Origin of the sequence: Vibrio sp. ZF57 (assembly GCF_001691235.1) — a bacterium.
Lineage (GTDB): Bacteria > Pseudomonadota > Gammaproteobacteria > Enterobacterales > Vibrionaceae > Vibrio > Vibrio crassostreae_C.
In genome coordinates, this window is record NZ_MAKD01000093.1 from 1 (window position 1) to 22198 (window position 22198).

Here is a 22198-nt window from a genome sequence, read left to right on the forward strand (position 1 = left end):
TTCTTCTTGAAGATAAAAGCGGCTTTCCCCGGAAAGCCGCGATGAACCTTTTTTTATTTTTATTTTACTTGCCATAATATGAAAAATCACATTATTAACAATGAGTTACCATTAGCACATCAATAGTAAAACCAGACACTCAATAAAAAGCCACACATCCCATTACTGAAATGTGTGGCTGTTTAGAGCTGTTCTGATACGAACTTAGATAAGTTTAGGGGTTACTCCATATCACCTAACAAGTAATCTTCATCGCTGCTCACTACTGCGCCGTGTTTCAGGAAGTTCTTACCTAGGATCATGCTGTATTCGAAGCGAGAACGGTCTTGAAGGTTTACCCTCACCTCTTTCTCTAGGTCTCCGAGCTTAACCTTCATTTCTACTACAGGGCGAATGTTTACCTTCTCGCCTTTCTTGGCTTTAATGCGCATTACATCAATCACTGGCTTGGTGAAATCTTGCTTATCGCCTTGGTTGTTTTGATAAGTAAAGCTCACCATGTCTTGGCCATCTTTCTTAAATCGTTTGATGTTGACTGCGTTCATTGAGCTTACATCCGCGCCAGTGTCGAGCTTGGCCGGGAACTTCATGCCGTTCACTTCTACTACTTCAATGTGCCCTACTTTAAACAGTGGCTCAGCTTTCAGAAGGTAATCAGAACGCGTATTAACGTAAACGCCTTCTTTTGCCATCTTCTTACCTAAAATAAAGTACGCTTCTTTCTCATTTGTATTAAGCACATCGATGGCAAACTCTTGCGTACGCACTTTTCCAGACACCGCAAACTCACCACTTACAACAGGGCGAGTATCATCCCCGACTTTAAGCTTCTTAATAATTGGCTTGGTCACCTTCTGCTTCTCACCATTTACATCCGTAAGATAAAATTCAACGGAAGCATCTTTGCCTTTACCTGTCATTTCAAAACTGTCGACCTTCAGCAAAGGTGTATTGACAGTGAAAGAAGCCACAGCCTTAAGCGGGAAGTCATCTAGGGTGATGTCCTCTTCCGGCGAGATAATCATAGGCTCACCAGACTCAGCCACATCACTAAAGTTCTCTGAACCTTCTAATAAAATATTCTCAGCACTGGTGTCAATCATGAAGAGTTCGCTGGCGGTGTTGGTTCCAAATCTCAACTGCGACTCACTACTCGAGCGCTCACGTAGGTACACCAGAACGTCTTTAGTCGTGTTTTCATCGAGTTGAACAGGCACATACACCAAAGGTCTCTTCTTACCGCTCACGCTTAACATACGAACCAACGGCAATGTCATCTCTTTTTGCTTGCCGTCGTTGTCGAACATATCAAACGTCACTTCACTGTTCTTCTTATCTATATCGATGTCTTTTGCATGAAGGATGCTGTAGCGATTTTTTAATGAGAAGGTCGCGTTCATCGCCATTCCAGAGATAGACACCACCTCTTTTCGGCCAACAACGGTCGCGTTCTCTTGCTCTTGTAAATAGTCATAACCTGCAAACACCAGCGCGTTATCCGCAAGGAAGGTTTTACCAATCAGCACGGGCGCAGAGAAGTGGCTTCTGTCGGTCAGGTTAACGTCGGTTTTTAGCTCTTGGTCTGAAATGGTGAGCGACATTTTTACGGTAGGGCGAAGCAAAGGCGTGCTGCTGGTGCGGCTGCGTATCATGCTGACACGCTCTAAAGGCGCTTCGATTAATACCATGTCTCCCGTGCGTGGGTTTTGAACCTTAAAAGACACCACAGCCTCATATTTCGCAAAGGTACTGCCATCCCAATCATCGTAATCAACATCGGAATTGTTCAACAGGTCTTCGGTTAACGCCGCCATCAACTCTTGGTCTTTGAGATTTTGGTAATCGGGATTAGAGCTCTTCACATGAATGTCTTCAGCATGCATAGAAGTGGTTTCCGCACCGGTATCAATTTTACCAATGAAAGGAACGTCTTTTAGCCCTTGAACGCTAGATAGGTACACGTTCTCAGTGCGACCTAATACCGACTTACCATCGAGTTCGTAAGTGGGATTTTGAGTGGTAGGTGAAGTGTCAGTAGCCAAAGTGTATTGTGAAAAAAGTAGAGTGCTTAAAAGAGTTAGAGCCAAAGGTATCTTTTTCATTAGTTGGTCCGTTGTGATCAGTTCACTAATAATACTGGCGTTTGCGCGAAGAGTTCCCCCACCAGCAATGGTTCTCACATAACGTTAACGCTATGAGTTTTTAAATGACAAACCGATGACTTTGCGCTGCATTCGCTTATCGATTATTGACTAATGGATACCCAATAACCTTTCAATGCTCGGTGTTCTATTGAAGAAATGAATACAAAAAAGGCCAACGACGAGCGCTGACCTTAGCTATTCAAAACACACCTGAAGCGAGTTTAACTTGCTAAAACACAAACGGTTCTAGATAAACATAGCACTAAAAAGTCCCGACTGTTTTCTTTGCACAGATAGCTCGAGCTTTTTCTGCGTCCTCACCTTTATTTTTGAGATAGCACTGTCGATAAGATTTGACGTAGCGCTCAAATAACACCTCGGCTTCAGGTTGTGGTTTAGAGAGCAGTTGGTTAACGAACTTTCTTGATCCAACCTCAAAATGCTGAGTATCGATTGGGCTATTCCAATCCCCTCCCCAGATCATAAATCCGTGATGGGCAAACAGCTCCACCACATCTTCAGCCATGCCGCGGCGTTCAATTTCATCACGAGCACGAAAACGAGTACGGTTCACATAACGAGTCGCAGATTGTGAAGGCTTTACCGTGATTCTTCCGTTGCTATCAAACTCTAAGAAAGGGTTTTGAACTGGGTTGATGTCGATTGCCACACCATAGGCATGTTTCGACCAACCTCCTCCGCCTGTTATAGGACGAGCGTTAAAGGCGCTGCTGTTGTTCGCATCCATTGAGGCGCTATCATCACCTCTGAATTCACGCATTAGGCGAGCGGAATGAAGAGGAAAATTGCGCTGTTTGAGCTCTGAAAAGATTTGTTCAACAGCAGGCGCAATAACATCAAGCACGATCATATTGCCCTGTTGCGTTTCCCCTTTGAAACTAATGAAATCGAAATCCACTTTGGATAGTCGCTCACAACCAACGGGCGCACCACTACTCAAGACATTGTTCTTTTTCATCATGTCGCATTGCCATTGAGATATAGGAGCGACTTGGGCATAACTCACTGCACTGAGCACAGTGGCCAGACAGCCGACAATAAAACGTTTCATATCAAAAACTCAAAATAGTAAGAGTGAAAAGTAGCAGAAGTTGGAAAATAGCATATTAAGCCAAGTTGAGCGCACGCTTTGTTAGCGTGTTTTGTTCCAGTAAACAATCTCTCTAACTCGTCCGTTCTGATCCTTGTCAGCTTCTCCACCAACATCAGAAAGTTCAGGTAAGGTCGATAATTGCGGAGCGTAATAGGCAACTAACATAAGTACGAACGCATCGTAAATATCGTCTATCGCGGCGTCTTTACGTTTGGTATTTGAAATGGCCAACGACAAGCGGTCACACCATTGAGGGGATAGCTGCTGAATAATAGAAAGCCGTTCCTCTTTGCCTTCTTGCGTTCGTTTTGAAAACGTCAGCGGTTCGTCTTTCAATGCTGCAAACACCACTTCAGGATGTGATTCCCTGATAGAAAGATTGGGATGAGTTTCAATGAGCTCATCAAGCTCGCGAATCTTGGGCACAATTCCCCAAGTCTGTTTAGAAAACTTCTTATCAAGCTGCTCCACATTGGCATTACACGCCGCAATGTAATCGGTTTGGTAAACCGCCTCACGACACGGAACCGGAAACACCGAAGAACCACGTTTGCTGGTTAGAAAACGCCTTGCTGCTTTGTCACACAAGCGATCTGGAGTTTGTGCATCACTAAAACCAATAGGCATATCGATAAGCGCCGTTGAACCGATAAGATCACTCGCTAGCTCATCGAGGGTGTTTACCACTTTAAACGCAGGTATCTCATTGTCAGAGACAATCCAAGCGATCCAACCCGACTTGCAGCCATCAATTCCGATGTATTTCATTATGTTCTCGATGATTAGTTTGTTGAGGGTTATTTGGGATAACTAGCCCACTTAATGATCAGTGCCACTCACTAATCAGCAGTCTGCTTTTTACACCACGTACCTGCAAGCCCATTGCATCGAACACCTCTTCAAAGTCTCGACACTGCGCAGGGATGTTAGGTAACGAAAGCGCGGCTTCTGAAAAGAATTGTTGTTCAAAATGAGCCGAATCGTTCCAAGCGAGTTGCCACCACTCTAGAATCCTCGACTTAGACGAGCGCAGCTTTTCAGCCGTAGGAACTTTATCACTTTTACTTAAGTTCTCTTTGCTTGTAGTAGGAAAGAGGTTCCACTTATCGTTGTTTGGCCAGTAAGCGAAAGGCAAACAGTGATCAACGTGATACTCATTTTTTAATGATTTTCCACTCCACACGCTGACAATGTCGGCACGATCAGATCTAAGTTGCTCGACACGTTTACGCACATCGCGAGTATCATGGTTTTGATCGATCCATACCAAGCAGTCGTGATAAGTCTGTAGTGAAATGCTTCGTTGTCGGTTCAACTCGAAACGCTGCATCTCCATGACCCATTGATTCACCACCAGCGGTTCAATCCACGAGTGGTAGATTCTAAAGCACTCCCACAGGCTTTCATCGAGAGTAAAATAACCAAAACTTTCTAAGAACTCACTATCAATGACCAGTGATTCTCGGCTCTTCCGTCGTTTGTGAGGTGGGTATATATCGAATAGTCGGTTGTCTTTCGAGCCTTGATAAATGAAAGTCACAGGTCCTGATTTAATGGTACTGATCGTTTGTGAAAATAGCTTTTGTAGAGCCTTGGCTTCATCGCCGAGAAACATAGCGCCTATCGCTAGATCATCAGCACTTAAGTGTTTGAGTTTATTCCAACCATCCTCTTTTACAAACCCAAGTCCCTTCGTTGTGTTGCTATTTTGCTGAATCCCAGCGCCTTCTATGTCGATATCAATCAGTCGCTTAAACTGCCTAACCCAATACAGAGCAACCAAGCCCACTGGTAGAGAAATTTTCCCATCAGTTCGATCAATCACAGCGCCTGAATGCGCATCAGCAATTCTCAGTAGAGTTCTCAACAAAGCCAACTTGTATGTGGCCGACTTGTTGTCATTCACAATAATGTGGCGCACCTTGTTCAAGTCACCGGAGCCATCGTCTGGTAGTGTCATCACCACGGTTTGCCACCACACCTCACTGCGGTTCAATGTATCTTGGCTATCATCAACATGACGAACCAACAAGGCGCTGTTTTTTGATAAACGCTCGAGCTCTTCAACCGAGACTTCATAGCCTTGTCGACTGTCTTGAAACTCCCCATGACGCAGAGTGATCACCAACTTGCCATTTGGAGCTAGCAAGTTAGACAACTTTCTAAATGCGCGCTCTCGATGAGACGGAGCGAGATGCATCCAAACCGCACTGACCAATATCAAGTCAAAACGCATTCCTAGGTTTTCAGTGCGGCTAAGCGAGGGAAGTGAATCATCAATCCAGGTAACACTTGGGCCTGTATATTTCGAGCCTTGTTCGCGTAATGAAGCACTTGGTTCTATCGCAATAACATCAGCTCCGGCTTTGTGCATCCATAGCACATCACGACCGCTCCCAGCACCGACATCTAATACTTTATCGCCCTCTAAAGGCCAATAAGCTTGCCAGCTTTTATGCACCGTCTCGAACGTCACTGAGTTGTACTGCTGGCAAAGTGTGTGAGCATTTTTATCGTAAAAAGGAATCGATGAGGACATATGCGCTATTGGAGTAAGGAGTCTATCTCAATAGTAATGGGGAGCTTAGGCGATTGCTAGCAGCTCATGCAAGTTCAGCCACACCAATCAGCATTTATCGTTAGTGACTGTTTTATATCAATATCCACCTAATGAGTTCATCAGGCGAGTCACACCTCGAATTGATCTCGTCAGAAAAACAAAAACAAACAAGGTGCAAGCTGACGTGCGAACAGAGATAATTGTTTGAAGATGATTAACTCGCCTCAAGCACCAAACCGATAGAAAACTAATGAACACATACTCGCACATAGATACCCCATTCAATCTGCGCCACACCTGTTGGTTTTGTGGTGAGCCTTCCAGTAACCTTGTTGAATTTCCTAAGACAGCGCAGGCAGTTGCCAAGATTGGCCATTCACCGATAGCACTGCCGGCTTGTAATGAGTGTGCGAGAATTAACTATTCAAAGAATCTAACCTCAATTTGGTCAGTGCGCGATCAGATAAAACACACTCTGATAGACAAGTACGCTAAGCACCTTGGCATCGGTGAGAACTGGACGGAGCAAGAGCTTATTGATTCTGATTTCTCGGGTTCGACGCTCGGTGGGTTTGGGCGCAGCGCTTGGAAGATGTATCAAATCGCCAAACAACGCGTCGATTATAAAGGCTGGCCTTTGTCGGTTGATGACATCCCACTTGAGGTATACGACGAAACCAGTGGCTTTGAGTTTGACGGTACTCGTTATGCCTCAATCAATTCATGTATCGACTATTTCACCAAGGCAGCAGGCGTAGACAAAGAGCTGTTGTCGCAGCTTGTCGACATCGTTTCATCAGACCGATTTAGCTACGCACTGCGAATCACCAAGCTGAACAAGAATGTCTCTAATACCAAGCGCTCGGAGATCGTCGAAGAGGTACTACAACAAGAGTCTGAACAAGAAGAGATACTGCTTGAGCAAGCTAATTCAATGTTTAACCCAAACGTCGAAGAGGTGAATATTTCAGGCTCAATAGCGCCTGTATTTGCCATTCAGTGGGCGCTGGCTAACAAGGTTAAAGATTTAGCCCACCTTTGTGCTCTCGAAGATGAGTATTTTGACTATTTCGAGCACCTCGGCGGCCCTGCAGCTTTCATGTCCTATAACGGCCTACAACTCTATTTAGAGTCGCGTCAAGATCCTGAATGGGTAGAAGAGTTGGATCCAAATAAACAGTATTGGTGAACATGCCTCGCTACTGGTGAACACGTGTAAGCTCGATAATCGTGTCAAACACCCATTGTTAGTCCTTGTTTTATATAAAGATCTAAAAACAGAACCCTATAACAGTTAATTGTTGCAATTCGGTTAAATAGAGTGAAAACTTCAAGCATCTAAAACTATTTAATCACTGCCATCTGCGGTGAGTAAGGAGTGAATTGTGCTTGCTGTTCTTCGTATTATTTTGGCTACGGTGTTTATTATTTTCACCACTCTATGTGCTTTTGTTTACTGCTTGTTTAGCCCCAAGAACCCCAAGCATGTGTACGTTTTCTGTCGTTGGTTCAACCAACTCCAAAAGATCATCGGTGTAAAACTGGTGCAACGCGGCCTAGACAATGCCCCGACACCAGAAAACAGCGTCTACATCTCTAACCACCAAAGCATATTGGATTTTGTGACCGATCCAGGAATGCTAAGACCACGCACTGTTTCATTGGGCAAACGCGATTTGTTGTACGTGCCTTTCTTTGGCCTGCTGTATTGGATCACCGGTAACATCATGATTAACCGCGAAGACAAATCCAAAGCACGCGATACCATCAAGCAAGTGGCGGAAGCGATTCATCAGAGAGATCTGTCTGTTTGGGTTTACCCGGAAGGAACCCGTAGTAAAGGGCGTGGACTACTGCCATTCAAAACAGGCGCTTTCCGAATGGCAATTGAAGCTGGTGTGCCTATCACCCCGATGTGTACTAGCACCACGCACAATAAGATCGACTTTAATCGTGCCAATAATGGCATTGTGATCACCGAGATGTTGGAACCTATCGATGTATCCGGATACAAGCTTAGCGATGCGAGAGAGTTGGCCAATCGCTGTCACGCACTCATGGCAGAGAAAATAGCAGAGCTTGATGCCGAAGTGGCTCGTTTAGAGGCGCAGCAAAAAACAGAGTTGGATTCAGATCGTTCTTCTACGAACTAACTCGCAACGAAACCACTGAGTCATCGCTCAGTTACTTAAAAAGACACTCAACGATCGCAACTCTCATTGTTCTTGTTTTACTTGCTGGCGCTTATCCGCAAAATAAAAACAGGCGTTAACGGCTTTATAGAGCAATGGGAGCAAACGATGGAAGTGATTCACCATGGTGGCAAACATACTGTCACAGGATCTTGTCACGAGCTAAGAGATTCAGGCCAAGCGGTGCTCATCGATTGTGGCCTTTTTCAAGGTTTAGATCTTCAAGGTAAAAAGCTTCAAGGTGCGGACACTCGCCCTCTTGATATTGAATTTGAAACATCCCACCTCAACGCTCTGCTGCTGACCCATACTCACATTGATCATATTGGCCGATTACCTTGGTTACTCGCCAGTGGGTTTAACCAACCGATTTATTGCACGCAAGCCACCGCTGAACTTGCCCCTTTAATGATTGAGGATGGCTTAAAGCTGCAAGGACTCAGCAATAAACAGTCGAAGCTGATACTCAAAAAGATTCATTCGTTAATTGCTCCCAAGCCTTACGGGGAATGGTTTCCAATCACGTCTAAACAGCAAAACAACGGAAAGGATCATGATAGGCCAAATACTCTGTATGCTCGCTTTCAACCTGCGGGGCACATCTTAGGTTCTGCCTATATCGAGATTAAGTTACCCAACCAAGAGGTGGTAGTCTTCTCTGGCGATTTAGGCCCAAGTAACACACCACTACTGCCCGATCCTAAGCCACCACGACAAGCCGACTATCTGTTTATCGAATCCACTTATGGCACCAGTACACATGATGATATCGCTACGCGAGCTGAGCGTCTCAAAGCAATCATTGATCGTTCACTGCTCGACGGTGGCGTTATTCTAATTCCGGCATTTAGTATCGGCAGAACGCAGGAATTGCTTTTTGATATCGAACACCTGATCTTTGAGCATCAACTCAGTAGCGATATTCCTATTATTCTCGATTCTCCGATGGCTCAAAAAGTGACGCGTTCATACCGACGTTTTAAAGAGTTGTGGGGACAAGAAGCAAAGCAGCGTCTTGAACTGAAACGCCACCCACTCGCTTTTGAGCAGTGCATTACCGTTGATGGACATAGAATGCACAAGAAAATCGTGAATCGCCTCAAGTCGACAGGTGAACCTGCGATTGTGGTCGCAGCTTCTGGGATGTGTCAGGGTGGCAGGATAATGAACTACTTATCCGCCTTGCTTCCCGATAAACGAACCGATGTAATTTTAGCTGGCTATCAAGCGCACGGAACGCTCGGACGAGAGCTGCAACAAGGGGAAATGCAGGTTTATATTGATAACAAAGACGTTGAGGTTAATGCTCAAATTCATGGCATGTCTGGCTATTCTGCCCATGCTGATAAAGGGGACCTCTACCAATTTATAGAAGGCATCGCGACGCCACCGAAAGAGGTGCATTTGATTCATGGCGAACCAAACACTCAGTCTGAATTCGCTCAAGAGCTGCTAAAACAAGGATTCAAGGTCGTTTGAAACAAGTGTCTAATTAGGCACTTTTCCTACCGTAAAGATAAAAACTATCATTTTATCCCCTCAAAAAATGATAGCGCTCTAAAACTGCCTACCTATTCTGAGCAAGTGATATATTCTAACTTTTCCGTAACAAACTCACTATAGCAGCCGTTCATGCTAAATGGTCGATTCGTCTATTTTAACACCACCCTGTCTTAGTTACCGACCGCGGAACTTACTTGTTTGTATTAATCACTATTTATTCACTTTGAAAAATACAAAACAAAGCAACTAGTTGCACTTGCGTTTAAATGAAACGATTTCCTAAATAGCACTAAGCGTTAACAATTAGCCCCTGTAACATGCTTTATGTCACAGTAATCCCAATGCGTAGTTAAATAATTTAACACTCAGGTTACAAGTGAAGTATTGTGTTGTTCGAAAAACAATCATAAGTAAAACTAACAGGGAAAATACTCATGCAGTCATTCGTTGATTTTTTGAATGGAATTATCTGGAGTCCAGTGCTTATCTACCTATGTTTAGGTGCAGGTTTGTTCTACTCCGTCATGACTCGATTTGTTCAAATCCGTCACTTCTTTGAAATGTGGCGCTTGCTACTATCGGGTAAAAGCTCATCAAAAGGCATCTCGTCTTTCCAAGCTCTAGCCGTTTCGCTATCTGGCCGTGTAGGTACAGGTAACATTGCTGGTGTTGCTGCCGCTATCGGTTTCGGTGGCCCAGGTGCAGTATTCTGGATGTGGGTTGTAGCCTTCTTTGGCGCCGCGACTGCTTATGCAGAATCTACGCTAGCGCAAATCTACAAAGAAGAAGACGAAGGCCAGTTCCGTGGTGGTCCGGCTTACTACATTGAAAAAGCAATGGGTCAGAAGTGGTACGCATGGATCTTCGCAATCGCAACTATTTTTGCATGTGGTATTTTGCTTCCAGGTGTTCAGTCAAACAGTATTGGTAATGCTGTAGAAGCTGCATTTGGCTCAGGTGACATGATTGAAACAGCTATCGGTACATTCAGTTTCGCTAAAATTTTCACTGGTACTGTAGTTGCTATTATCCTAGCGTTCATCATCTTTGGTGGTGTTAAACGTATTGCGAACTTCACACAAATCGTTGTTCCATTCATGGCACTGGCTTACATCATCATCGCGTTCGTTATCATTCTGCTAAACATCGGCCAAGTGCCAACGGTTTTCGCAATGATTGTTGGCGATGCATTCACACCTATGGCAGGCTTCGGTGCTGCAATTGGTTGGGGTGTTAAGCGTGGTGTTTACTCAAACGAAGCGGGTCAAGGTACAGGTCCTCACGCGGCTGCGGCTGCAAGTGTTGATCACCCAGCTCAGCAAGGTTTGGTACAAGCTTTCTCTATCTACATCGATACTCTTCTAGTATGTTCTGCTACAGCGTTCATGATCATCATCACTGGTGCTTACAACGTTCACGGCGGCGCTGAGGGTGTGTTCCTTGTTCAGAACCTAGCAGCAAACATCGGTGCGAATGGTCCTGTATTTACACAGCTTGCTATTGAAAGTGCACTACCAGGCATTGGTAAGCCATTCATCGCATTTGCTCTGTTCTTCTTCGCATTTACAACGATTCTTGCTTACTACTACATCGCAGAAACGAATATTGCTTACCTACGTCGTACCATCAAGATCCCTGGCATGATGTTCGTACTTAAGCTTGTTCTTATCACTGCCGTTTTCTATGGCACAGTTAAAACAGCGAACCTTGCATGGGCAATGGGTGATGTTGGTGTTGGCTTGATGGCATGGTTAAACATCGTTGGTATTCTGATCATCTTCTTCATGTCTAAGCCTGCGCTTAAAGCTCTAGCTGACTACGAAGAACAGCAGAAACAAGGCGTCACTGAGTACACGTTCAACCCTGTAAAACTAGGCATTAAAGGTGCTACCTACTGGGAAGAGAAGTACAAGCGTAAAACAGGAAAATCTCCTGAAGCTGAAACTGCAGACACTAAACCTGTAGAGCAACCTTCAGCTTAAGCTTTCCTTAGCAAATAGATCGCTTTAACAAATAGTGCTATTAATAACGCATAAAAAAGGGGTTAGCTATTTCGGCTAACCCCTTTTGTTTTATTCATAACCAATAAATGGCTTATAACAAACTAACTGTTCCCGAGTTAGAGTATTAAGCAGCGATTTCTTGTGTTGCCATTTGAGGCGCTTTCTTCTCACCGATAGGCAGTACTGTGCGGCCGTATTCGTTGTTGATTACTTGTGCCATTGCAAAGTAGATAGCTGAAGCGCCACAGAAGATACCTTCAAAACCAGCGATAGTACCGATTAGTTCGCTGCCAGTGAAATCACGAGCTGCAAGTAGGAAGAACAAGATAGTTAGTGAACCGAATACTACTTGCTTCGCCACTGGGTAGCATAGAGAGCCGATGAACATGAAGCCTGTGAAGATGCCCCATAGTAGTAGGTACCAACCCATGAATGCTGCAGGGCTTGCAGGTAGGCCCATGTAAGGCATCACGATTAAACCAACCAAAGACAACCAGAATAGGCCGTAAGAAGTAAACGCAGTTGTACCGAACGTGTCACCACGTTTGAAACACATTGTGCCCACGATAACTTGGCTCAAACCACCGTAAAAAATACCCATAGCAAGAATCATTGAATCGATTGGAAAGAAACCTGCGTTGTGGATATTAAGAAGAATAGTGGTCATACCGAAACCCATTAAGCCTAGTGGCGCTGGGTTAGCTAGTTTGGTCGACATTGCGAATTTACCTTATTAAAGTGGTTGATTAAAAAAAAGCGATAAAAATTATCAGAAAATTTTAATCTATAAACCGTACAACTAGGTAATCCAGTTATCGAAAACTAAGATTGTGTAAATGATCTTATGGAAAATAGGTTTCATAATGAATCTATTCAATTCACCGAAACTATCAATAAACAGGTTCCCTATCACGTTCGTTCCTCACTGTAGGGAATGACGGAAGTTTGCTTAGATGCGAGTAAGTGAAATGAAGAACAAGAGAGCGAGCTTTTCGTTACTCGTTTACTCGCATCCCGTATCTACTCACTCACCTGTTATCTTAAATTATGCTTGTTGAGCTTTAGACTCAGACACTTGAGATTGAACGTCTGAAGAAGCGTTTTTACTCGCATCGCGCTTGGCTAACAACGTCACGACAATCAACTGAGCAACAAGAGCGCCTAACACAACCAATGCACTTCCCGTAAAGCCTGCGACTACAAAACTAATCAGAGCAATAGAGCCGTTCATCAATGCGTAAGGAAGCTGCGTCTTAAAGTGTTCAAACTGATCACACCCAGCCCCGGTTGAAGAAAGAATCGTGGTTTCAGAAATCGGTGAGCAATGGTCACCAAACAAGCCACCAGACAACACAGCGCCAATTGCGACGAGAAGCGGAGCATCTATCGCAATCGCGGTTGGAATAACCAATGGCATCATTATCGCGAAGGTTCCCCACGACGATCCCGTTGCGAATGAAATGATAGCCGATAATAAAAACGCGACCGCAGGTACTAACCAATATGGAAAGCCGCTCTGTGCTTGCTCAGCAATATAAGCTGCCGCACCCAACTCTTTACCAACGGTGCTTAATGCCCAAGCCAATACCAAGATGATCGCGACTGGCATCATGTTTCCCATGCCTTTTAAGTACACAGAAACACCATCAGACAACTTTCTTACACCGTAGTAAGCCATTAACGAAATTAATGTAATCGCCGCAAAGAAATAAGCCGATGATAACGCCGCTCTAAATGATGAACCTGCGACCTTTTGGAACGGGAAGCCTTGTGGAACCAACATGGCACACAACACCACCAGCATCACTAACAATGGTGCCCAGACAAAAGATGCCTTTGCATTTTTATGCGAGAACGGATTTAGTGATTCGTTATTCACGCCAGAGTTAATTCCCGCCTGGCAATCACGCTCGGCTTTTGCCATTGGCCCAAAGTCTAAACCTTTAACGGACACAAGCGGAACGATGAAAATCGCAAGAAATGCGTAGAACTGAAAAGGAATCGCACCGATGAAGGCATCCCAATCGGACATGTTGACATTCAACGCCGTGAACTCTTTCTGAATAAGGCTCATGATGTAAACACCCCATCCAATGAAAGGGATAAGAATAGCAACGGGCGACGAGGTTGAATCAATGATGAATGCTAGCTTCTGTCTAGAAAGTTTCAGTTTATCGAAAAGGGGACGAAAAACAGGGCCAACAATTAAAGGGGTGCCTAAGTCTGAGAAAAATATAACGATTCCACCCAACCATGCTGACAATTGAGCTTGGCATTTATTGCTTACCCACTGAGTCACTCGCTTTGCAAACGCGACGCCACCACCGGACTTTTCCATCAATGCGACAAAGCCACCGATGAATACCAACAGCATGATCACACCAGCGTTATAGCTGTCGGTAAGTTGAGGGACTAGGTAACCTTTCACCATGGTACCAAACGTATCAAGCGGGTTAAGTTCGCTAAACATGCCAGTCAGCATTGCAACACCACTCAGCACACCAGCAAAAAGGCCTATCACCACATTCCTTGTCGCCAATGACAACACCAAAGTAATCACAATGGGGATGAGTGACGTGATATCTGTCTGTTCCATAGGTACACCTTAACCCTAAAATAAGAGAATAAATATAAATTAAATTTGAATATAAATTCACAAGCATCATTTGTACAGAACTTTATCCTCTAACTGGATAATTAGTCTTTAAATGCGCTTCAACATAGCCAAATAGACCAATCACCCTGCTTAAATAGCCAAGTTCGAAACGGAAAAAAGCCGAAAGTAGACACTTTCGGCTTTTGATTATTTATATCGCTATGGTCGTACTACTGAGCTCGTAACTTAGGCCACCTCTTCAGTATTCAGACTATCAATTACAGCTGATTTCATCCCAGAACCAATTCGATTGAACTGGGCTTTCCCAAACACCTGGGCCGTTTTTAGCCACGAAGCACTTACCGTTATGCGTCACTTTATCGCCATTACTCACTTGGCTAACACCGGCTTGCCACGTAATAAATTCAGATGGATCGACAACCACTGGCGGTTCTGTCACAGGTGGTTCAACGGGTGCAGGGTCTACTGGTTCTGGATCGACAGGGGCAGGATCAACAGGCGTTGGATCTGTCACAACTGGTGGTGTTGGCTCGCCCGCTACTAGTTTCCAAGGGCCACCATTGGCAGGGTCATCCCCTTGTGTCCACCATTTCGCTTCGTAGGTTGCGCCATTATGAGTCACTTGGTCACCCGCGTTGTAAACCTTGCTCGCACTCCAACCATTACCACCGGGATTGGTTCCTGGATCTACCGGATCCAGCTTATCGACCACTTTCACTTCAGGCCAACTCGCATGTGACCCATAAAAATTGGTCACACACTTCTCGTAATCGCCAGCCACCAACGCAGAATAAGCCGTTTGGAAACCAACAAGCTCACACTCAAACGAGTAACCTTCTGGGCGGTCTGCGTAGTATTTCCAGTTACCATCCCAGTTGGTGTACAACACATCCGTTGCTCCGTTGAGGTTTAAGCTTCCGTAAGGCGTTTGCTGCCAACAAGTATTGGCTTCATCCGCTTCTACCGGAATTTCATAGTGCGCTGCTAACCCTTCCCAATAACGAATACGGTTAACGGGTTGGCCTTTGTCTTTGTTCTGCTCGCCACATTCAATACCACCATTGATCACGTTGATTGTGGTACCAAAGCCATAACCAATACCCGCATCCAATTCGCGTTGAGATGGCGTCCAAGTGCGGTCGATGACATGCAGCATAGCTGGTTTAGGTGCTTGAGGGGTAAGGAAAAACCAAATAGCAGAAGCTAAGTTCAACCAAGAGTCCGCCACTAAGCCCGGATTGTTGAGAAGCACCGTCGCGTCACCATCAAACATCACTTCAGAGAACGCGCCATAATTAAAATGGTAAGAAAGCTGTTTAGCACCACGTCCGAAGTAGCCCTGTCCCGCAGCACATGGCCAACGGGCATTCTGCCAATCGTTCTGACCACAACCTGTGGTGTAACCTTCTTGGCCTTCAGACCAACCCATTTCGCGAACATGCACCAGCGCTTGCTGCCACTCTTCTAGAGCTAATGGATTATCAGAGGTGTTGTCTATCGCGATATGCCCACCCGTCTCTTGTGAAAAGTGAGCAAAGGCCGTGATGATGGATTTTTTACAGATAGCATCAGAATCACGGCCATCGGTGTACTCTCCACAGAACGCTGGGAATTTACCGATCGCACGTAAGAAGCGAGTGTAGGTGTATTCTGGCGCTGCCATCTGAGTGAGGAAGTCCCATTCAGATTGAGGGAACACGCGCTCTACACGCTTTATGTTTTCAGGATTCGAGGGGGAACCGGGTTCAATCGCTTCAACGATTGTATTCGGGCGAGTTTGAAGGGCCTGTGACCAGATCGCATACATAGGATCGGATGTTTTCGCTTGTTCAGCAGCTTGTAGAGCCGACTTTTCAACAAGGTAACCATTCGGGTTTTGCGGATCAGGTTGAATGTTCAAAGACGCATGACTTTGCGCTGCTAATGTGCAGCCCAGTACTGTCGCCAAATATTTGATTTTTAACATGATGGATTCTCTTATCTGTCCTTAATAAGTCCATCAAAGAGTATGCTTCACATGTGGAATGGCCTAGCTGTAGCTGTGTGAATTTATAAAAAGTGCGAGTGATCTTTTTGATATATGGCTCAACACAACAAAGCGTCTCATGGTTTCTTGAGCTGATATCTAGTTTCCAACTCATTTGGTTTCTAGTTATTGTTCATTTGATTTCGAGGTATTGCTCATAAGCCTTTAATGTAATGAATCAATATAATCAATCGAAAAGAAAAAAGCCCCGAACTGAGTTCGAGGCTTAAGATCTTAATCAAAGCTGGTTAAATCTCTAAGAGATTATTCCCACTCGATAGTTGCTGGTGGCTTACCAGAAATATCGTAAACAACACGTGAAATGCCGTTAACTTCGTTGATAATACGGTTAGAAACCTTACCTAGGAAGTCGTATGGTAGGTGTGCCCAGTGAGCAGTCATGAAGTCGATAGTTTCTACGGCACGTAGAGATACAACCCAATCGTACTTACGGCCATCGCCCATTACGCCAACTGAACGTACTGGTAGGAATACCGTGAATGCTTGAGATACTTTGTGGTAAAGGTCAGCAGCGTGAAGCTCTTCAATGAAAATAGCATCTGCGCGACGCAGTAGATCACAGTACTCTTTCTTGATTTCGCCAAGAACACGAACACCTAGACCAGGACCCGGGAATGGGTGGCGGTAAAGCATGTTGTATGGAAGACCAAGCTCAAGGCCGATCTTACGTACTTCATCTTTAAACAGCTCACGTAGAGGTTCAACAAGACCCATTTCCATATCATCAGGAAGGCCACCAACGTTGTGGTGAGATTTGATTACGTGTGCTTTACCTGTCTTAGATGCTGCAGACTCGATTACGTCTGGGTAGATAGTACCCTGAGCAAGCCATTTAGCATTAGATAGTTTCTTAGACTCTTCATCGAAGATATCTACGAATACGTGACCGATGATTTTACGCTTAGCTTCTGGTTCAGCTTCGCCTTCCAGAGCTTTAAGGAAACGATCTTCTGCATCGACTTTGATGATGTTTAGGCCGAACTGGTCACCAAACATATCCATAACTTGCTCAGCTTCGTTTAGACGAAGAAGGCCGTTATCAACAAATACACATGTTAGTTTGTCGCCGATAGCGCGGTGAGCAAGCATCGCAACTACAGATGAATCAACACCACCAGAAAGACCAAGGATAACTTCGTCGTCACCTACTTGTTCTTTAATACGTGCAACTGCATCTTCAATGATTGAAGCTGAAGTCCACAGACCTTCACAACCACATACGTTAAGAACGAAGTTCTCAAGCATTTTCAGGCCGTTTTTAGTGTGTGTTACTTCTGGGTGGAATTGAACACCGAAGTACTTCTTCTCTTCGTTTGCCATTGCAGCGTATGGGCAAGTGTCTGTTTCAGCGATCTTTGTGAAATCAGCTGGAATCTCAACTACTTTGTCGCCGTGGCTCATCCAAACATCTTGAGTAGACTCAAGGTCAGCGAAAAGTGCAGATTCGCCAGTCACTTGTACCGCTGCGTAGCCGAACTCGCGCTCAGTAGACGTTGCTACTTTACCGCCAAGTTGCTCAGCCATAGTTTGCATGCCGTAGCAGATACCGAATACAGGAACACCTGAATCAAATACGTACTGAGGTGCACGTGGAGAGTTCTCCTCCGTTACACTTTCAGGACCACCAGATAGGATGATGCCGTCTGGATTGAATTCACGAATATCCGCTTCTTCTACGTCCCAGCTCCAAAGTTCACAGTAAACACCGATCTCACGAATACGACGAGCTACTAGCTGTGTGTATTGAGAACCGAAGTCTAGAATTAGAATACGTTGGTCATGAATATTTTTAGTCATTGTAAGCAGTCTTATTGGCTATGTGATAAAACGGAGGTGAGTTTACTCACCTCTGATTAACTCTTCAAGAAATAAAGCAAACGTTTTCGTTAGATATCTTTAACCACGTATTTTGAGACAATCGGACTTTTAACAAAACAGGCGGTAGATATAATACCAATCACAGTAAGTAAGTGTTCAGGAATAGCGTAGGAAAAAAGCCTGAGAACGAGGCAGGATTTTCTGATAAGTAGTTATTCTACAATCAAAAATTCTAACGAAGTTATCGAGGTTTTTAACAAGCTAGGATGACCAGTTATTTACTACGATTGGTATATTAATGTGCCGACTAAATCAGCACATTATTCAAACGTTTGGACGTATTATTAACCTAAACGGTAGTTAGGTGCTTCTTTCGTGATTTGAACATCGTGTACGTGAGATTCTTTCATGCCCGCACCAGAGATACGAACAAACTCAGCTTTAGTACGCATGTCTTCAACAGTTGCAGAACCCGTTAGGCCCATGCTTGAGCGTAGACCGCCCATCTGTTGGTGAACGATCTCTTTTAGACGACCTTTGTATGCGATACGACCTTCAATACCTTCTGGAACAAGCTTGTCTGCAGCGTTGTCAGATTGGAAGTAACGGTCAGAAGAACCTTGAGACATAGCGCCAAGAGAACCCATACCACGGTAAGACTTGTAAGAACGACCGTTGTAAAGAATAACTTCACCCGGTGCTTCTTCAGTACCCGCGAACATTGAACCAACCATCACACAAGATGCGCCAGCAACGATAGCTTTACAGATATCGCCAGAGAAGCGGATACCGCCATCTGCGATTACTGGAATACCGTATTCGTTAGCTACTTCAGCTGCGTCTGCGATTGCTGTTACTTGAGGAACACCAACACCAGTAACGATACGAGTCGTACAGATTGAACCCGGGCCGATACCTACTTTAACCGCACTAACACCCGCTTCGATAAGAGCACGAGCGCCAGCGCCAGTTGCTACGTTACCACCGATGATTTGTAGATCAGGGTATGCAGCGCGAGTTTCGCGGATACGGTTAAGTACGCCTTCAGAGTGACCGTGTGAAGAGTCGATAAGTAGAACGTCTACGCCAGCTTCAACTAGAGCAGCAACGCGCTCTTCGTTACCAGCGCCAGCACCAACAGCTGCACCTACACGTAGGCTGCCGCGCTCATCTTTACAAGCGTTTGGTTTACGTTCTGCTTTGTGGAAATCTTTTGCAGTGATCATTCCAGTAAGTTGGAAGTCATCATTTACAACAAGAACTTTTTCAACACGCGCTTCGTGCATTTTCTCTTGAACTTCTTCACGAGTTGCACCTTCTTTAACAGAAGCAAGGCGAGCTTTAGGTGTCATTACTACATCAACTTTCTTAGAAAGGTCAGTAACAAAGCGAACGTCACGGCCAGTAATAATACCAACAAGTTCGTTTGTTTCAGTAACAACAGGGAAACCGGCAAAGCCGTGTTTTTGGGTAAGGGCTACAACATCAGCGATTGTCGCGTCAGGGCTTACTGTTACTGGGTGAGAAACCACACCAGCTTCGTAAATTTTAACCTGGCGAACCATTTCAGCTTGCTGTTCGATTGACATATTCTTATGAATGAAGCCTATTCCGCCTTCTTGTGCCAGTGCAATCGCTAGGCGAGCTTCTGTCACAGTATCCATAGATGCAGATATCATTGGGATGTTTAGGGAAATATTCTTCGTCAGCTGAGTGCGAAGATCAGCTGTATTAGGGAGAACGGTGGAGTGTGCTGGCACTAGCAGTACGTCGTCGAATGTCAGCGCTTCTTTGGCAATTCTTAGCATTTGCAATATCTCACAATAATAGGAGTAAAAAGAAACAATCCAATCTCATCGTTTCGCCTAATGAGGGCAGCCAATTAAGGAAAATCAAACTGCATTTGGATTAGATATTGCGGACGGATTATACGGCCAACGAAATCGCTTGGCTACACATTTTTGTACTTTTAATTTGCATTTACCCCCTTGCTATGTATTATATTACCGCTATCTTCCATACTCACGCCCTGTGAGATTCCAAGAAAGACCTTCCTTCAAGGAAAGATAGTGCTTCTATGACTAATCCAAACATCTTTACTGTTTCTCGCCTCAACTCAGAGGTTCGTCTCCTATTAGAAAACGAAATGGGAATAGTCTGGCTCGTTGGTGAAATCTCAAACTTCTCTGCACCTGTATCTGGTCACTGGTACCTCACGCTTAAAGACTCTCGCGCTCAAGTTAAGTGCGCCATGTTTCGTGGCAATAACCGCCGTGTCACCTTTAAGCCCCAGAATGGTAATCAAGTTCTAGTCAAAGCTCGCCTGTCTCTTTATGAGCCACGTGGTGATTATCAACTGATCATCGAAAGCATGCAGCCAGAGGGTGACGGTAAGCTTCAGCAAGAGTTTGAAAAACTGAAGATGAACCTTGCCGCAGAAGGCCTGTTTGCTCAATCGAGTAAGCAAGCTCTTCCTGAACACCCAAAACGTGTTGGCGTTATCACATCTAAAACCGGTGCAGCGCTGTTTGATATTCTTGATGTACTAAAAAGGCGCGATCCTTCGCTACCGGTTGTGGTTTACCCGACCATGGTTCAAGGCGAAGAGGCGGCGATTCAGATTGCCCAAGCGATTGGACGCGCTAACGAACGCAATGAATGTGATGTGTTAATCGTCGGCCGTGGTGGCGGCTCACTGGAAGACCTATGGTGCTTCAATAACGAGATCGTAGCTCGCACAATCGCAGCAAGCCAAATCCCGATTATCAGCGCCGTTGGCCACGAAGTGGATGTCACTATCGCTGATTTCGTTGCCGATATGCGTGCCCCAACGCCATCAGCTGCCGCAGAATTGGTTAGCCGTGATAACAGTCATAAAGAACAAGCTTTCGCGTCTAAACGTGCTCGCTTAGTCAGTGCGATTCGTCATGTGTTAATCAAACAGGCGCAATCAACTCAAACGTTGAAATACCGCTTAGAGAAGCAACACCCTAGCTACCAACTTCAAAAGCAGAGTCAGCAGCTTGATGACCTAGATATGCGTTTGCGTCGTGGTATGACTCAATACCTAAAACAGCATGCACAGCGTGTTGAACGTAAACAGCACCAGCTTCAATTGAACTCGCCAGTGAAACGCCTTGGCGAACAGAAACTGCATCTGCAACGTTCAGAGCAAAAGCTATTGGATGCAATGGACAAGACATTACTAACCACTCGCCACCAGCTCGCTATGGCTGCAGAGAAGTTAGAGACCGTTAGTCCACTGGCAACCCTAAAGCGTGGCTACAGCATTACTCATTCAGAATCGAGCAAGACGGTATCATCGATTAACGATGTCGAAGTCGGTGAAGTGATCACCACTCAAGTTGAAGACGGTGTGATTGAGTCGCAAGTGACCACAAGAGTGACTAAGAGCGAGCTTTAAGTTCGACCTAACGTTTCAAACCAGAAAGCCCTATCGATAATCGACAGGGCTTTTTAGTATCTAACGCTTTCAAAAAACTAACCTATTCCAACCCTACTCAGTAGTAGAAGGCTCCTTCATGGTTAGCATCCCTTCAGTCACAATAAAGTTGATGATGAAGTCTAGCCCTTGGCTCTCTTTGAGGTTGGTGAACACGTATGGCTTGGTTGGACGCATGCGTTGTGTGTCTTGCTCCATCACCTCAAGTGACGCACCCACATATGGTGCTAAATCGATCTTATTGATAACCAGCAGATCAGAACGCGTAATACCCGGTCCGCCTTTACGTGGGATCTTCTCCCCTTCCGCTACATCAATCACGTAGATGGTAAGATCGGCTAATTCAGGGCTGAACGTCGCACTCAAGTTATCACCGCCACTTTCGACGAATACCACATCGAGGTTCTTATGCAGCTTGGCAAGCTCTTCTACCGCAGCTAAGTTCATCGACGCATCTTCACGGATCGCCGTGTGCGGACAGCCACCCGTTTCAACACCAATAATACGATCTGGTTCTAGAGCCTCTGCTCGCGTAAGTATCTTGGCATCTTCTTGAGTGTAGATGTCGTTGGTTACCACTGCGATATTGAGCTTGTCGCGAATCGCTTTACAAAGCACTTCTAATAGCGCTGTTTTACCAGACCCTACCGGGCCGCCAATACCAATTCGAAGTGGTTGCTTATAACTTTCCATTGTCTACTTCCTTATATTCTTTTTGCTACATCGTTCGCGCTAAC

Annotated in this window: 15 protein-coding genes; 5 read left to right on the forward strand and 10 right to left on the reverse strand. The window is 45.0% G+C overall.

Annotation, left to right across the window (positions count from 1 at the left end):
- Window positions 1–221: 221 nt before the first annotated feature.
- From A6D97_RS13945 to A6D97_RS13960, 4 genes are all read right to left on the reverse strand, one after another.
- On the reverse strand, window positions 222–2102 hold the full coding sequence (locus A6D97_RS13945; RefSeq protein WP_065584661.1) for a RimK/LysX family protein: 1881 nt from the start codon (window positions 2100–2102) through the stop codon (window positions 222–224).
- A 304-nt stretch (window positions 2103–2406) separates the two neighbouring features.
- Window positions 2407–3216 (reverse strand): M15 family metallopeptidase, encoded by an 810-nt coding sequence (locus tag A6D97_RS13950; RefSeq protein ID WP_029235636.1) that lies wholly within the window; start codon window positions 3214–3216, stop codon window positions 2407–2409.
- A gap of 81 nt (window positions 3217–3297) precedes the next feature.
- Window positions 3298–4026, reverse strand: coding sequence for a DUF429 domain-containing protein (locus tag A6D97_RS13955; RefSeq protein ID WP_017065619.1), 729 nt, complete (start codon window positions 4024–4026; stop codon window positions 3298–3300).
- A gap of 58 nt (window positions 4027–4084) precedes the next feature.
- Entirely contained in the window at window positions 4085–5797 is a 1713-nt protein-coding gene (locus A6D97_RS13960) for a class I SAM-dependent methyltransferase (RefSeq protein ID WP_065584645.1), read from the reverse strand.
- A gap of 271 nt (window positions 5798–6068) precedes the next feature.
- On the opposite strand from A6D97_RS13960, the gene A6D97_RS13965 reads away from it, so the two are divergent.
- The 4 genes from A6D97_RS13965 (at window position 6069) to A6D97_RS13980 (ending at window position 11495) form a co-directional block, all read left to right on the forward strand.
- Window positions 6069–7007, forward strand: a complete 939-nt coding sequence (locus tag A6D97_RS13965) for a hypothetical protein (RefSeq protein WP_065584646.1) — start codon at window positions 6069–6071, stop codon at window positions 7005–7007.
- Window positions 7008–7203: 196 nt separating this feature from the next.
- Entirely contained in the window at window positions 7204–7971 is a 768-nt protein-coding gene (locus A6D97_RS13970; RefSeq protein ID WP_065584647.1) for a 1-acylglycerol-3-phosphate O-acyltransferase, read from the forward strand.
- Window positions 7972–8118: 147 nt separating this feature from the next.
- Window positions 8119–9489 carry an MBL fold metallo-hydrolase gene (locus A6D97_RS13975; protein WP_017062816.1) on the forward strand — a complete coding sequence of 457 codons (1371 nt, stop codon included), beginning with the start codon at window positions 8119–8121 and terminating at the stop codon, window positions 9487–9489.
- Between the two features lie 458 nt (window positions 9490–9947).
- On the forward strand, window positions 9948–11495 hold the full coding sequence (locus A6D97_RS13980; RefSeq protein WP_017062817.1) for an alanine/glycine:cation symporter family protein: 1548 nt from the start codon (window positions 9948–9950) through the stop codon (window positions 11493–11495).
- 145 nt (window positions 11496–11640) lie between these two features.
- On the opposite strand, the gene A6D97_RS13985 is transcribed toward A6D97_RS13980, so the two are convergent.
- The 5 genes from A6D97_RS13985 to guaB all read right to left on the reverse strand — a co-directional run bounded on the left by A6D97_RS13985 (window position 11641) and on the right by guaB (window position 19806).
- Window positions 11641–12234 carry a GPR1/FUN34/YaaH family transporter gene (locus tag A6D97_RS13985; protein WP_010440610.1) on the reverse strand — a complete coding sequence of 198 codons (594 nt, stop codon included), beginning with the start codon at window positions 12232–12234 and terminating at the stop codon, window positions 11641–11643.
- A 327-nt stretch (window positions 12235–12561) separates the two neighbouring features.
- Window positions 12562–14112, reverse strand: coding sequence for a Na+/H+ antiporter NhaC family protein (locus A6D97_RS13990; protein ID WP_065584648.1), 1551 nt, complete (start codon window positions 14110–14112; stop codon window positions 12562–12564).
- A 274-nt stretch (window positions 14113–14386) separates the two neighbouring features.
- Window positions 14387–16099: a chitinase gene (locus A6D97_RS13995; RefSeq protein WP_065584649.1), complete on the reverse strand. Its 1713-nt coding sequence runs from the start codon at window positions 16097–16099 to the stop codon at window positions 14387–14389.
- Window positions 16100–16423: 324 nt separating this feature from the next.
- Entirely contained in the window at window positions 16424–17977 is a 1554-nt protein-coding gene (gene guaA, locus A6D97_RS14000; protein WP_017059729.1) for a glutamine-hydrolyzing GMP synthase, read from the reverse strand.
- A gap of 365 nt (window positions 17978–18342) precedes the next feature.
- Window positions 18343–19806, reverse strand: coding sequence for an IMP dehydrogenase (gene guaB / locus A6D97_RS14005; protein ID WP_017062496.1), 1464 nt, complete (start codon window positions 19804–19806; stop codon window positions 18343–18345).
- 269 nt (window positions 19807–20075) lie between these two features.
- Between guaB and xseA the strand changes: the two genes are divergently transcribed.
- A complete protein-coding gene (xseA, locus tag A6D97_RS14010) occupies window positions 20076–21422 on the forward strand; it encodes an exodeoxyribonuclease VII large subunit (RefSeq protein ID WP_065584650.1) in 1347 nt (448 codons plus the stop codon).
- A gap of 93 nt (window positions 21423–21515) precedes the next feature.
- On the opposite strand, the gene ureG is transcribed toward xseA, so the two are convergent.
- The gene (ureG, locus tag A6D97_RS14015; RefSeq protein ID WP_017062498.1) at window positions 21516–22154 is read right to left on the reverse strand and encodes an urease accessory protein UreG; all 639 of its coding nucleotides are present in this window, start codon (window positions 22152–22154) and stop codon (window positions 21516–21518) included.
- Between the last annotated feature and the right edge of the window lie 44 nt (window positions 22155–22198).

Bases quoted from the DNA above. Each gene is read 5' to 3' on its own strand.
- A6D97_RS13980 (WP_017062817.1), top strand. From the start codon at position 9,948: ATGCAGTCATTCGTTGATTTTTTGAATGGAATTATCTGGAGTCCAGTG.
- A6D97_RS13955 (WP_017065619.1), bottom strand. From the start codon at position 4,026: ATGAAATACATCGGAATTGATGGCTGCAAGTCGGGTTGGATCGCTTGG.
- guaA (WP_017059729.1), bottom strand. From the start codon at position 17,977: ATGACTAAAAATATTCATGACCAACGTATTCTAATTCTAGACTTCGGT.
- A6D97_RS13985 (WP_010440610.1), bottom strand. From the start codon at position 12,234: ATGTCGACCAAACTAGCTAACCCAGCGCCACTAGGCTTAATGGGTTTC.
- ureG (WP_017062498.1), bottom strand. From the start codon at position 22,154: ATGGAAAGTTATAAGCAACCACTTCGAATTGGTATTGGCGGCCCGGTA.
- A6D97_RS13990 (WP_065584648.1), bottom strand. From the start codon at position 14,112: ATGGAACAGACAGATATCACGTCACTCATCCCCATTGTGATTACTTTG.
- A6D97_RS13960 (WP_065584645.1), bottom strand. From the start codon at position 5,797: ATGTCCTCATCGATTCCTTTTTACGATAAAAATGCTCACACACTTTGC.
- A6D97_RS13965 (WP_065584646.1), top strand. From the start codon at position 6,069: ATGAACACATACTCGCACATAGATACCCCATTCAATCTGCGCCACACC.
- A6D97_RS13950 (WP_029235636.1), bottom strand. From the start codon at position 3,216: ATGAAACGTTTTATTGTCGGCTGTCTGGCCACTGTGCTCAGTGCAGTG.
- guaB (WP_017062496.1), bottom strand. From the start codon at position 19,806: ATGCTAAGAATTGCCAAAGAAGCGCTGACATTCGACGACGTACTGCTA.
- xseA (WP_065584650.1), top strand. From the start codon at position 20,076: ATGACTAATCCAAACATCTTTACTGTTTCTCGCCTCAACTCAGAGGTT.
- A6D97_RS13975 (WP_017062816.1), top strand. From the start codon at position 8,119: ATGGAAGTGATTCACCATGGTGGCAAACATACTGTCACAGGATCTTGT.
- A6D97_RS13995 (WP_065584649.1), bottom strand. From the start codon at position 16,099: ATGTTAAAAATCAAATATTTGGCGACAGTACTGGGCTGCACATTAGCA.
- A6D97_RS13945 (WP_065584661.1), bottom strand. From the start codon at position 2,102: ATGAAAAAGATACCTTTGGCTCTAACTCTTTTAAGCACTCTACTTTTT.